Source organism: Pseudomonas sp. FH1, from assembly GCF_000510895.2.
Classification (GTDB): Bacteria; Pseudomonadota; Gammaproteobacteria; order Pseudomonadales; family Pseudomonadaceae; genus Aquipseudomonas; species Aquipseudomonas azotoformans_A.
In genome coordinates, this window is sequence record NZ_AOHM01000042.1 from 1 (window position 1) to 13,147 (window position 13,147).

Here is a 13,147-nt window from a genome sequence, read left to right on the forward strand (position 1 = left end):
CCTGCTTCAATTCAATAACCGTGTTGCACTCAGCTCCTGCAACCGCCGACGAAAATATAAAGAAGATGTTGAACCTATGAATGATGGATTTGGGGTTTTCGTCATACTGTGCTTTGTTTTTATCTTTTTGCATCAAACTGGTGAAGATAGAAAAGTTAATGTGCGTGATATTCAAAATAGACAAGTAGAACTCGCACAGCAAAAAGCACAAAAAGAAGCACGTATAAAAGCAGCAATTGCTAAAAAACTAGCGATTGAAAATGCAGATTATGATTGTAGAAAAAGGGCTTATACAGAGGGCGGGAGTGGCGCGGCTAGTCAAACAAAACATTATTTTGATTTTTATCTTTATGAAGATAAAGCTGAATGTTTAGAGTCAACGTATAGCGCTGATTTGTTGGGAGAAGTTGAAAAGGGAAGGCTTTGGCTATATACAAAAAACCAAACTTACACAAAAGCTGTTGTAGTTCAAGAGTATAAATTTTAATGTTTTCTATGCCGCAGGTACTGCGGTATTTACCTTTCTCCCCCCTTCCCCCCGCTGGGGGGTTAAGGTAATTTTGTATAATGATAGAAAATACAATTATTATGAATGAAATAGAAATTAGAAGAAAAGCAGAAAATCTTGTTAGTTCGATAAAAGACTTGAAAGTTATCAGCGCATTTCAAGTATTGTTGAATAATGCAAATGATATTCAGCAACTACTTCTGCTGATTGAACTTGTCGAATTGCATCAATCAAGTTCAAAAAATAAAGAGCAAGAGATAATTAAGAAAGTAATTTTTCTTGGACAAGAACGTAGCAATATGTCAGAACGTCTTGCGTTGATTTTTATTGTCAGTGACGCTGTGCGTCTATTTTTTAAATCTCGTAAAGTGTCTTTAAAATCGAATGTTGATAAACAGCAGATTTTAAATACACGAAGAGAAAATTCGTTTAGACGATTTTGATTTTTGCTTTTGCTTGTGCCGTAGATTTTGATTTTGGGCTTTTGGGTCCGGGGTATCCCCGGCAAGTAGGAAGCGCCAGCGTCAACCCTTTAGGGTTGTCCTATCTTGAACACCTAACAATCGGCTGAACAACTATGAAATTAGGTTGTTACGAAATGCTATAATAAAAGAATAACAACTTTAAATCAAAATGAATAACTTATTTTTACCTTGTAAAAAATGCGAGAAAAAGACAAGGCACGGCTTGCTTTGGCATATAGAAACAGAATTTAAAACTCCAAAATTTTCTATTGTTTGTATGACTTGTCGAACTGAATTTGAAGGTTCGATATGAGTATTAAAAATTGGACTGTAACAACTGAAAGAGTCAAAAACAAAGATTTTGGACTGTCTGAATATGTCAGTTATTTGATAAGTGAAAAGCACAAAAATCACAAAAATACGACTATTTATGCTCTTTTTAATTCTGATGCTAATACGTTTCTTAATAACACTATTCAAGAAACTATTTCATTCGATGCGAAAAACAAAAAAGGCGGTAGAAAGGTTGAGTCTTTCGCTCAATCTTTTAATTTTATATTACCTTCGCCTCATAAACCAACAGCAGAACAATGGACGAAAATATCAAAAGATTTGGTCAATAAAATTCACAAAGAATTAGAGATAAAAGAGGATGTTAATCGTTTTGGTCGAACGTGTTTTTTGAATATTCACGACCAGGCAAACCCCCATTTAAATCTTCTCGTACCTCGGATTTTTGCTGGGGAGAGATTGGCTGATTTGGATAGAAAGAACGTTTTAGCGAAGTTGAAATTACAGTTTAATCAGTCAGTATTGAAGCATTGTAATATCGATCATACACACCACAAACCGTTGAGGGCCAACGTGGGCAGGCGTAAGACTGCACAACGTCACGAGTATGACAAAGCAAAAGCAGAAGCTCAAAACGCCTCAAAACTCGTTTTAGAAGCGCAGAACGTAACGACTGTGGCGGTTCTTGCACAGAAAGAAGCAGAGACAAAACTAAAAGAATTAGAGATTAAGGAGATTGAACTGGACAATAAAAGGTCTCAAATAATGTTTGAAAAAGCGAAGTTGAATTTTATTGTAAAAGCATTTAATGATTTTAAATCGAGTTTGATTTTATGGGTGAATAGCATAAGAAATGATTCGATGCTTGAAGTTTTAGTCAAACGACAAGACGTTGAAGAAAAAGCAAATAAAATCACTGAAAGTGATAAGGCTGATGAAAGTGATATTTTGCTTGTTGACAATATGATTAATACAGAAGTTTCAGAGCTTGAAAAAAACGGTTTGGAAGTAACAAGGCCAACATACCGTAGACGTAACAAACTTAATGGTTCAACGTGACTTTTTCGAATCGAAGTCCTTTTGGTTAGACAATTTTCAATTGTCCAACTAAAAGGACTCACTGTATCTATTTCAGAATCATTTTTTGGTGCATATCTTCTAAGATTTGGAGATAAAGTTCTGCACCACCGGACTGTTCACCTACGTCCTTAATTAACTCACTTTCTACAATAACCCTCACTGCTCCATTTTTAAATCTCACTATCATTGTGGGGGTTAAAGTGGAGCGTTTATCTTCAACACCGGTAATAGGATTTTTCTTTGAGTAACCCCGGCAAAAAAACTCGATATTTTCGATTATCTGTTTTAGATGATTGTTGATTGTGATTCTTTTGCGAGTGGCTTCGTCACTCTTATCATTGAGTAGTTCAAGGATATTATCTTGGTCAAAACTTCTTGACGCTTCAATCTGTTGAACAGACTTTTGCTTTTCTTCTTTAAGGGCATTTGCGGTTTTAATTTGTTGACGTTGAGAGGTTTCAAACTCAATGAGCATTTCGTTTAGAGTATCTGAAATTTCTTTACCACTGCGAAGCATTTCTTTAATCTGCTTCTTCAATCGTTCAAGTTGAGCAAAGGTATTTTTTAATTCCCTTTCTGCTTCTTTGATTGAACTGTTCAAGGTGAGAATTTTTTCGTCATTCTCGAAAATTTCAGACAGGTTGAGCCTGTCCGTTTTTTCGAAGAAATACTGCATTGCTTCACTTGCATTGTAAGTTAAGCGACGATTGATTACACATTTGCGCGACATTGAGTTAGTACAAACAAAATAATGCTTATTGCCTCGTTCGATACTGGACTTGTCCATATATCTCACTGTGCCTTTGCAGTGGTAACAGGTAATAAATCCTTGAAATATGTTTAACCGGGATTTGTTAAACCTGCCCGAGAAGGGTTTACGACCTGCTATTTTTTCTTGAACTTCCTCAAAAATTGCCTTTTCGACAATGGCAGGATAATAGTCGTGAATAGTCGGACCTTCCGGCATTAGTTTCATTTCACCAGTTTCATTCTCATTGAATTTCATTGGCTGATGTTCACCAATAACCTTTTTATTTTTTAAAAGATATTGAATCTGGTGAATTGAATATTTTGGCTCATTGGGTTCTAGCCAATCATTAACGGCTCTTGCCGTTTCACTTAAACCTTTTGAGAGTGCCAAGTCAAAAATCTTTCTGATTTTCCGAGCTTCATTTTCGATGATGAAAAACTTGGCTGATTCATCACCTGGGCGAGCCTTAACTACGCCTGAAACACCAATCCATGATGGTGTTTTTCTGGTCTTTACAGATTTGTTATTTCTCATTTCAGCACGATGAATATTCCAAGCTGCACTTGTAAAGTCGCTTTTTCTCGATGACTCGGCGTTTGCCCTTTCAAACTCAATCACTGCAATGAAAAAATCTGATGATAGTAGGGTGTTTTTGGAGTAAATTTTCCCGGTGTCAAGAACGGCTATATCTACCCCTCGGTTCAGTAGGTTGATAAATATCTGCGTTGATTTAATTACTTTCTGCCTTGAAAGACGGTCGAAGTTTTCAATCAGCAAAATCGAATTTTCTTCAATCAGCCCATTTTCAACAAGGTCAATGAAATCACCCAACTGACCTTTTTGTGAGTTTTTGCCCCTGAATGCTGAAACGCCCAAATCTTCAAGCTTCGTATCTACTATGAGATTGTGTTTCTCTACGAAATGCTGAATATCACTTTGTCGAGCAAATGACGTTCCAAGCTCTTGTTTTTTATGAGAAAAACGGACGTAAGAATAGCATTTTCGTTGCATAGCTGGGATACCGAGCGCATGAGTGTCTTTTAGCGTAACACAGGTGCATCTACTGCTATGCGCGGCCCAGTCATGCCTATTGGGACATGTCGCCGGGGTTGGATTTCGAAACCAAACTGATCGCCAAGACCAATGCCGCGGACGTGCTGGAGCAGCAGCTGTCGAAGCCGGGTTATGTGTGCGCGCCGATCAACCTGGGTTCCAATACCGATCCGTACCAGCCGATCGAGCGTGAGTACAGGATTACCCGGCAAACCCTCGAGGTGCTGCTGCGTTATCGCCATCCGGTGACCATCATCACCAAGGGCTCGCTGATTTTGCGCGACCTGGACCTGCTCACCGAGTTGGCGCGCCAGCGATTGGTGGCGGTAATGATCAGCCTCACCAGCCTGGACGATGAGCTCAAGCGCATTCTGGAGCCGCGCACGGCAGCGCCGAAGGCACGGTTGCGGGCGATTCGGGTGATGCGTGAGGCGGGGATTCCGGTGGGCGTGCTGTGTTCGCCGATGATCCCGATGATCAACGACAGCGAATTGGAGAGCCTGCTGACCGAGGCCCATGCCGCTGGCGCGCAAAGCGCGGCGTACATGATGCTGCGCCTGCCGCTGGAGGTGGCGCCGCTGTTCGAGGAGTGGCTGGCGGCGCATTATCCGCAACGCGCGGCTCATGTGATGAGCCTGGTGCGCCAGGTGCGTGGCGGTGAGGTGTATGACAGCCGTTTTGGCGTACGCATGCGCGGTGAAGGGCCGTTTGCCGATTTGCTGGCCCAGCGCTTCAGCAAGGCGATCAAACGCCTGGGACTCGATCGACGGGAAGGTTTCAATCTGGACTGCACGGCTTTTTGCCCGCCGGGCAGGCAGATGGCTTTGTTGTAGACTGAAGAGGAAAGGTTTGCCTTTCTTGTAGGAATGGTCTCACTTTGACATCACTGAAACCCGCGATCTAGAGCGGTTCATTCAGTTTGAGTTAAGTTTCGACGGTTACCTTGTTCAGCGAGTGACTGATGAGTCGGCGGCCCGGTTTTGAGGCGTTTGCAACTGTTCTCCCGACCCGGCGTCGAACTGACCTGAAAGCTCCCCTGCATTAATCAAGAGGATGAATCATGAGTGACCAGGATAAACAGCCGTTGGCTGCGTCGGCTTCAGCCCCTCAGGTGGCGGAAACCGCCGATGCAGCGCTTAAGCATATCGTTGACGGCTTTTTGCATTTCCATCACGACGTCTTCCCCCAGCAGGAAGAACTGTTCAAGAAACTCGCCACGGCCCAGAGCCCACGGGCGATGTTCATCACGTGCGCCGACTCGCGCATCGTGCCCGAGCTGATCACCCAGAGCTCGCCTGGCGACCTGTTTGTGACGCGTAACGTCGGTAACGTGGTGCCGCCGTACGGCCAGATGAACGGCGGTGTGTCCACGGCCATCGAATACGCGGTGCTGGCCCTGGGCGTGCAGCACATCATCGTCTGCGGGCACTCCGATTGTGGCGCCATGCGTGCGGTACTCAACCCCGCCAGCCTGGAGAAGATGCCAACAGTCAGGGCCTGGTTGCGGCATGCCGAAGTTGCCAAGTCCATGGTTGAAGACAACTGTGACTGCGCCAACGAAGGCGAGAGCATGAAGGTGCTGACCGAAGAAAACGTCATCGCCCAGCTGCAACATTTGCGCACCCACCCTTCCGTGGCTTCGCGCATGGCCAATGGTCATTTGTTTATCCATGGTTGGATCTACAACATCGAGACCAGTGAAATCCGGGCCTACGATGCGGACCAGTCAGCGTTCCGATCGTTGAGCGGCGACGGGCCGATTCCTTCCGCGACGCCTAAAGCGCGCTTCTAAAACACTTCCCTGCCGGGTAAAGCGGTGGCTGCCATGGACGCAGCCAGGCTTTGCCGCGCCCGGCGAATGCCTCGGGAGAGTCATCATGCGTGCTGCTCAATTGAAAGCTGTATTGCCACGGGAGCTGCTCGCCTCGGTGGTTGTGTTTCTGGTCGCCCTGCCGTTGTGCATGGGGATCGCGATTGCCTCTGGCATGCCGCCGGCAAAAGGTCTGATCACCGGGATCATCGGTGGCCTGGTGGTGGGTTGGCTGGCAGGCTCGCCGCTGCAGGTCAGTGGCCCTGCGGCTGGCCTGGCGGTGTTGGTGTTCGAGCTGGTGCGTCAGCACGGCATGCTGATGCTGGGCCCAATCTTGTTGTTGGCGGGCTTCCTGCAATTGGTGGCCGGGCGTTTGCGCCTGGGCTGCTGGTTCCGCGTCACGGCACCGGCGGTGGTGTACGGCATGCTGGCGGGGATTGGCGTGCTGATTGTGCTGTCCCAGATTCACGTGATGCTCGACGGCGCGCCCAAGCCTTCCGGGCTGGATAACCTGGCGGGGTTCCCGGCGGCGTTGGCCGAGGCGATCCCAACCTTGGGCGGCGGCCTGGGGTGGCAGGCGGGATTGCTGGGGTTGTCGACCATGCTGGTGATGTACGCCTGGGACAAATTGCGCCCGCAACGCCTGCGCTTTGTGCCGGGCGCCTTGTTGGGTGTGGGCCTGACCACTGGGGTCAGCCTGGTACTGGCGCTGCAGGTCAAGCGCGTGGAAGTCCCGGAAAACCTCGCTGACGCTATCGACTGGTTGCGCCCCAGCGACCTGCTCAACCTCGCCGACCCGCAACTGCTGATCGCCGCCTTCGCCGTGGCATTTATCGCGAGCGCCGAAACCCTGCTTTCCGCTGCGGCGGTCGACCGTATGCACAGCGGTCAGCGTTCTGATTTCGATAAGGAATTGTCTGCCCAGGGTGTAGGCAACATGCTCTGTGGTCTGGTCGGTGCCTTGCCGATGACCGGTGTAATCGTGCGCAGCTCGGCCAATGTGCAGGCCGGTGCGACCACCCGTCTGTCGGCTATGTTCCACGGCCTGTGGCTGCTGGCGTTCGTGCTGTTGCTGTCGAGTGTGCTGCAAAGCATTCCGGTGGCGAGCCTGGCGGGTGTGTTGGTGTACACCGGGATCAAGCTGGTGGACATCAAGGCGTTCAAGGCGCTGGGGCGCTATGGGCGTATGCCGATGTTTACCTATGCGGCCACGGCGTTGGCGATCATCTTTACCGACCTGCTCACCGGTGTGCTGGTGGGCTTCGGGTTGACGCTGGTCAAGCTGGCGTTCAAGGCGTCACGCCTGAAAGTGAGCCTGATCGATTTGCCTAAAGACGGTGAAATGGAACTGCGTCTGACAGGCGCGGCGACCTTCTTGAAAGTGCCGGCGCTCACCCAGGTGCTGTCGACGGTGCCTGCGGGGACCACCCTGCATGTGCCGTTGAGCAACTTGAGTTACATCGACCATTCCTGCCTGGAGCTGCTGGAGGAATGGGGGCGGGCCAATGCGGCCAAGGGCTCGACGCTGGTGATCGAGGCGCGTGGGTTGAAGCGAAGGCTGGAAGGTCGGGTCAGGACGACGACGGGGATAGGCTCCGCGCCAGCCTAACCACCCAGCAACCCTGTGGGAGCCGGGCAAACCCGGCTCCCACATTTGATCGTTTGCGACCCAGGAAACTAAGCCGGCTGATCCAACGCCAACTCAACCCCCAACTGCCGCGAAAGGCACGGCCAGCGCTTCCACGCGGCTTCCGTGTCTGGACTCTTGAGTGTCTCGCGGTAGGCTTCTACCGACTCCAGCGCAAAGCTGTCCTCATTAAGCATCTCGTCCACCGCCAAATGCACGGCTTCATCCAATTTGTTGGCGAACGCTTCGCCGATCAACTGGTGGGCGATCAGGTTAGCCACCGTGGTATCCGCCGGAATCAGCGGCTGGCCAAAGTGCTTGATATACAGATCATTCACCTCTTCAACCAATCGATGCGCCAGGTAGGCCTCGTCCAGCAGGCCGTCGAGGCCTTCGTGGCCGGCCAGGATCGCGGGTGGTTGCAGGAAGAAATGTTCGGCAATCTTCAGCACCGGCTTGATCTGGCTTTCGATTCCGGCTTCGCGGGCCACGTCGTTGGCGGCGTCCAGCAAATCCGGGACGAGGTCGATGTAGGCGCTGACAAAGCGGGTCATGACAATGTTGCGATCACCGTCAGCCAGGGAAATGGCCGAATGCAGGTGCGGCAATTGTTTTTCCAGTTGCTGGGCAAGCTGGCCCGTGCTGGCTTCGTGTTGATGGGCACGGGAAATCTGCTCGCGCAATGCGGCGGTGTTCATGAAAGCTCCAGTGATGCAGGCGTAGGAAAAGGGAGAGGATAAGGTAGCTCGTTTATACGAGCGCCTAAGACGCATTTGTCATAATTATTTCATGGTTATGCGCCCGCGTTATATCGAATTGCCATCGTTCGTCGGATAAACGATTCCGCCCCCGGTTTTATTAGCCCTGACCACCCATTTCTACTCATTTGCCCCTACACATTGCGGGGTTGCAGAGCCTGTCTATACTCGGATTTGTACGCGATTAGCTGATGACGCCAGACTGCATAAGCAGGCAAGGCCAGGCGGTTGTAAGCAGTATGGAAGCCGCTCCCTTCGACGCAGGTGCAAACCGGCGGGATAACAAGAACGATAAGGGGAACCCGCAATGATGCGACATCCACACGTTTGGATGGGCCTCCTGTTGTGGTCAGTATTCGGCCAGGCACATGCCGCCTGGACAACGAATATGGCGCCAGGGGCGACAGAAGTCAGTCACGCAGTGTTCGACCTGCACATGACCATTTTCTGGATCTGTGTGGTGATCGGCATCATCGTGTTTGGCGCGATGTTCTGGTCGATGATCGTTCATCGCCGGTCCACGGGCCAGGTCGCGGCCAAGTTCCACGAGAGCACCACCGTGGAAATCCTCTGGACCGTCGTGCCCTTGCTGATCCTGATCGCGATGGCCATTCCGGCTACCAAGACCCTGATCAATATCTACGACAGCAGTGAGTCGGATATCGATATCCAGGTCACCGGCTACCAGTGGAAGTGGCATTACAAATACCTGGGCCAGGACGTGGAGTTCTTCAGCAACCTGGCTACGCCCGCCGAACAGATCCATAACCAGGCCACCAAGGGCGAACACTACCTATTGGAAGTCGACCAGCCGCTGGTGTTGCCGGTGGGCGCCAAGGTGCGCTTTCTGGTGACCGCCGCTGACGTGATCCACTCCTGGTGGGTGCCGGCCTTTGCGGTCAAGCGCGACGCCATTCCCGGGTTCGTCAACGAGGCCTGGACCCGCGTTGAGAAACCCGGCATCTACCGTGGCCAATGCGCCGAACTGTGCGGCAAGGACCACGGCTTCATGCCCATTGTGGTCGAGGTCAAGTCCAAGGCCGACTACGAAACCTGGCTGGGTGAGCGCAAGGAAGAGGCCGCCAAGCTCAAGGAGCTGACCTCCAAAGAGTGGACGCTGGAAGAGTTGGTGGCCCGTGGCGACAAGGTCTACCACACCACCTGCGTGGCCTGTCACCAGGCCGAAGGCCAGGGCCTGCCGCCGATGTTCCCGGCGCTCAAGGGCTCCAAGATTGCGACCGGCCCGGCAGCTGACCACCTGAGCATTGTCTACCACGGCAAGCCTGGCACCGCGATGGCGGCTTTCGGCAAGCAGCTCTCGGAAGTGGACATCGCCGCCGTAGTGACCTACGAGCGCAATGCCTGGGGCAACAACAAAGGCGACATGGTCACGCCTAAAGACGTGCTGGCCATCAAGCAGGCGGAAAGCAAATGACCTCTCTCAAGGCGTTTACCTCGACCCGCCCCGCCCACCCGCTTGCAGGAGAACGGCCATGAGCGCTGTGATCGATGACCATGGTCACGCCGACCATGCCCACGGCCCCGCCAAGGGGTTGATGCGCTGGGTGCTGACCACCAACCACAAAGACATCGGCACCATGTACCTGTGGTTCGCCTTCGCCATGTTCCTGCTCGGCGGCTCGTTCGCCATGGTGATCCGCGCCGAGCTGTTCCAGCCCGGCCTGCAGATCGTGCAGCCGGCGTTCTTCAACCAGATGACCACTATGCACGGGCTGATCATGGTGTTCGGCGCGGTGATGCCGGCCTTCGTCGGCCTGGCCAACTGGATGATCCCGTTGATGATTGGCGCGCCCGACATGGCCCTGCCGCGCATGAACAACTTCAGTTTCTGGTTGTTGCCGGCGGCGTTCCTGCTGCTGGTTTCGACGCTGTTTACGCCCGGCGGAGGGCCGAACTTCGGCTGGACCTTCTACGCGCCGCTCTCCACTACCTACGCGCCGGAAAGCGTGACGTTCTTTATTTTCGCGATCCACCTGATGGGCATCAGTTCGATCATGGGCGCGATCAACGTGGTCGCCACCATCCTCAACCTGCGTGCGCCGGGCATGACCTTGATGAAAATGCCGCTGTTCGTCTGGACCTGGCTGATCACCGCGTTCCTGCTGATCGCGGTGATGCCGGTGCTGGCGGGCTGCGTGACCATGATGCTGATGGATATCCACTTCGGCACCAGCTTCTTCAGTGCGGCCGGCGGCGGTGACCCGGTATTGTTCCAGCACGTGTTCTGGTTCTTCGGTCACCCTGAGGTGTACATCATGATCCTGCCGGCCTTCGGCGCCGTCAGCTCGATCATCCCGACCTTCTCGCGCAAGCCGCTGTTCGGCTACACCTCGATGGTCTACGCCACGGCGAGCATCGCGTTCCTGTCGTTTATCGTGTGGGCGCACCACATGTTCGTGGTGGGCATTCCGCTGGTGGGCGAGTTGTTCTTCATGTACGCCACGCTGCTGATCGCCGTGCCCACCGGGGTGAAGGTATTCAACTGGGTCAGCACCATGTGGCAAGGCTCGCTGACCTTCGAGACGCCGATGCTGTTTGCCGTGGCTTTTGTGATCCTCTTCACTATCGGCGGGTTCTCCGGGCTGATGCTGGCGATCGCTCCGGCGGACTTCCAGTACCACGACACCTATTTCGTGGTGGCGCATTTCCATTACGTACTGGTGCCCGGCGCGATCTTCGGCATCTTCGCCTCAGCCTACTACTGGTTGCCGAAATGGACCGGCCACATGTACGACGAAACCCTGGGCAAGCTGCACTTCTGGCTGTCTTTCGTGGGCATGAACATGGCGTTTTTCCCGATGCACTTCGTCGGGCTGGCGGGCATGCCGCGCCGGGTGCCGGACTACAACCTGCAGTTCGCCGATTTCAACATGGTCTCGTCGATTGGCGCGTTCATGTTCGGCGCCACGCAGATCTTCTTCCTGTTCATTGTGATCAAGTGCATCCGTGGCGGCCCGCCGGCACCCGCCAAACCGTGGGATGGCGCTGAAGGCCTGGAGTGGAGCGTCCCGTCACCGGCGCCATACCACACCTTCACCACGCCGCCGGAGGTCAAATGAACAGGATGACGGGAGGCTGCCATGGCTGAGTCCGTGCCCACCAAGCGCCTGGTCACCCGCCTGCTGATCCTGGTGGTGGCGATGTTCGCCTTCGGCTTTGCGCTGGTGCCGATCTACGACGTGATGTGCAAGGCGTTCGGCATCAACGGCAAGACAGCCGGGCAGTACGAGGGCGAGCAGATCGTCGACCCTACGCGTCAGGTGCGGGTGCAGTTTTTGTCCACCAACGCCATCGACATGGTCTGGGATTTTTACGCCAAGGCTGACGAAGTGGTGGTCAATCCGGGCGCGGTGACCGAGATGCTGTTCGTGGCCCACAACCCCACCGACAAGCCGATGACGGCCCAGGCCGTGCCCAGTATTTCCCCGGCCGAAGCGGCGATGTACTTCCACAAGACCGAGTGCTTTTGCTTCACCCAGCAAGTGCTGCAACCGGGCCAGCGCATCGAGATGCCGGTGCGTTTCATTGTCGACCGCGACATGCCCAAGGATGTGAAGCATCTGACCCTGGCGTACACGCTGTTTGATATCACTGCGCGCCAACCGCCGGTGGCTGCCCACAGCGGCGGCTAGCTACTGTTTGCCCCCTCAATCAGGAGAGCGAATACATGTCGTCTCATGATACGTACTACGTACCAGCGCAAAGCAAATGGCCAATAATTGCCACGTTTGGCCTGTTGATCACGGTGTACGGACTGGGTCTGTGGTTCAACGACCTCAAGGCCGCGCGGGCGGAATCCCACGGCCCGTGGATCTTTTTCGTCGGTGGGCTGTTACTGGCCTACATGCTGTTCGGCTGGTTCGGCGCGGTGATCAAGGAAAGCCGCGCCGGCTTGTACAGTTCGCAGATGGACCGCTCGTTCCGCTGGGGCATGACCTGGTTCATCTTTTCCGAGGTAATGTTCTTTATCGCCTTCTTCGGTGCGCTGTTTTACGTGCGCCACATGTCGGCGCCCTGGCTGGCGGGTGAAGGCTCCAAGGGCGTCGCACATATGCTGTGGCCGAACTTCGAATTTGCGTGGCCGTTGCTGAACAACCCCGACCCGAAAATGTACCCGGCACCGGAAGGCACCATCAGCCCGTGGGGCCTGCCGCTGGTGAACACCATTCTGCTGGTGAGTTCCAGCGTGACCATCACCATCGCCCACCACGCGCTGCGTAAAGGCCATCGTGGTGCGCTGAAACTCTGGCTGGCGATTACCGTGCTGCTGGGCCTGGCGTTCCTGGGGTTCCAGGCCGAGGAATACATCCACGCCTATAAAGAGCTGGGCCTGACTTTGGGCTCAGGGGTATATGGCGCGACGTTCTTCATGCTCACCGGGTTCCACGGCGCTCACGTCACCATCGGCACGATCATTCTGTTTGTGATGCTGATGCGCATCCTCAAGGGGCATTTCAATGCCGAGCACCAGTTCGGTTTCGAGGCGGCCAGTTGGTATTGGCACTTTGTGGATGTGGTGTGGATCGGCCTGTTTTTCTTCGTCTATGTGCTGTGAGGCGCTTTACCACGGCGCATGAGACACCAGCTGGCCGCTGAAAAAGCCCCAGGCGATCAGCGCCACGGTGATCACGGCCAATACGACACGCACGGTCAAGGCAGTGACGAGGCGATTGGAGTTGCCCTCGTCCTTGACCAGGAAGACCAAGCCACTGAACAGGCTCACAACGGTCGCGATCAGCATCAGGGCAATAGCGGCTTTGAGCATGGTCGGGCTCCAACGGGAT

At 52.9% G+C, this 13,147-nt stretch carries 12 protein-coding genes and 1 pseudogene; 10 read left to right on the top strand and 3 right to left on the bottom strand.

Annotated features, from left to right (window positions below):
- From H096_RS34110 to H096_RS33915, 3 genes are all read left to right on the top strand, one after another.
- Positions 1 to 487: hypothetical protein (locus H096_RS34110; RefSeq protein ID WP_162240116.1), on the top strand; the 487-nt coding region annotated here is incomplete at its 5' end.
- An 80-nt stretch (positions 488 to 567) separates the two neighbouring features.
- Positions 568 to 951, top strand: coding sequence for a hypothetical protein (locus H096_RS33910; protein ID WP_156717482.1), 384 nt, complete (start codon positions 568 to 570; stop codon positions 949 to 951).
- Between the two features lie 330 nt (positions 952 to 1,281).
- Positions 1,282 to 2,322, top strand: a complete 1,041-nt coding sequence (locus tag H096_RS33915; RefSeq protein WP_156717483.1) for a hypothetical protein — start codon at positions 1,282 to 1,284, stop codon at positions 2,320 to 2,322.
- Positions 2,323 to 2,389: 67 nt separating this feature from the next.
- On the opposite strand, the gene H096_RS14235 is transcribed toward H096_RS33915, so the two are convergent.
- Complete coding sequence (locus H096_RS14235; protein ID WP_033899199.1) at positions 2,390 to 4,105, bottom strand: recombinase family protein; 1,716 nt, start codon at positions 4,103 to 4,105, stop codon at positions 2,390 to 2,392.
- Between the two features lie 44 nt (positions 4,106 to 4,149).
- Here H096_RS14235 and H096_RS14240 point away from each other — a divergent pair.
- The 3 genes and pseudogenes from H096_RS14240 to H096_RS14250 all read left to right on the top strand — a co-directional run.
- A pseudogene (locus tag H096_RS14240) lies at positions 4,150 to 4,980 on the top strand (PA0069 family radical SAM protein); the annotation flags it as partial.
- A gap of 227 nt (positions 4,981 to 5,207) precedes the next feature.
- The gene (locus H096_RS14245) at positions 5,208 to 5,939 is read left to right on the top strand and encodes a carbonic anhydrase (RefSeq protein ID WP_033899200.1); all 732 of its coding nucleotides are present in this window, start codon (positions 5,208 to 5,210) and stop codon (positions 5,937 to 5,939) included.
- Between the two features lie 85 nt (positions 5,940 to 6,024).
- Entirely contained in the window at positions 6,025 to 7,566 is a 1,542-nt protein-coding gene (locus H096_RS14250) for a SulP family inorganic anion transporter (RefSeq protein ID WP_033899202.1), read from the top strand.
- Positions 7,567 to 7,634: 68 nt separating this feature from the next.
- On the opposite strand, the gene H096_RS14255 is transcribed toward H096_RS14250, so the two are convergent.
- Positions 7,635 to 8,282, bottom strand: coding sequence for a hypothetical protein (locus H096_RS14255; RefSeq protein ID WP_033899204.1), 648 nt, complete (start codon positions 8,280 to 8,282; stop codon positions 7,635 to 7,637).
- Positions 8,283 to 8,649: 367 nt separating this feature from the next.
- Here H096_RS14255 and coxB point away from each other — a divergent pair, with 367 nt between their 5' ends.
- The 4 genes from coxB to H096_RS14275 are packed head-to-tail and all read left to right on the top strand — an operon-like array spanning position 8,650 to position 12,918.
- The gene (gene coxB / locus H096_RS14260; protein ID WP_033899206.1) at positions 8,650 to 9,777 is read left to right on the top strand and encodes a cytochrome c oxidase subunit II; all 1,128 of its coding nucleotides are present in this window, start codon (positions 8,650 to 8,652) and stop codon (positions 9,775 to 9,777) included.
- Positions 9,778 to 9,835: 58 nt separating this feature from the next.
- Complete coding sequence (gene ctaD / locus H096_RS14265; protein ID WP_033899208.1) at positions 9,836 to 11,422, top strand: cytochrome c oxidase subunit I; 1,587 nt, start codon at positions 9,836 to 9,838, stop codon at positions 11,420 to 11,422.
- 21 nt (positions 11,423 to 11,443) lie between these two features.
- Positions 11,444 to 11,995, top strand: a complete 552-nt coding sequence (locus tag H096_RS14270) for a cytochrome c oxidase assembly protein (protein ID WP_033899210.1) — start codon at positions 11,444 to 11,446, stop codon at positions 11,993 to 11,995.
- A gap of 35 nt (positions 11,996 to 12,030) precedes the next feature.
- Positions 12,031 to 12,918 (top strand): cytochrome c oxidase subunit 3, encoded by an 888-nt coding sequence (locus tag H096_RS14275; RefSeq protein WP_033899212.1) that lies wholly within the window; start codon positions 12,031 to 12,033, stop codon positions 12,916 to 12,918.
- Positions 12,919 to 12,924: 6 nt separating this feature from the next.
- On the opposite strand, the gene H096_RS14280 is transcribed toward H096_RS14275, so the two are convergent.
- On the bottom strand, positions 12,925 to 13,128 hold the full coding sequence (locus H096_RS14280) for a twin transmembrane helix small protein (RefSeq protein WP_033899213.1): 204 nt from the start codon (positions 13,126 to 13,128) through the stop codon (positions 12,925 to 12,927).
- Positions 13,129 to 13,147: the final 19 nt, after the last annotated feature.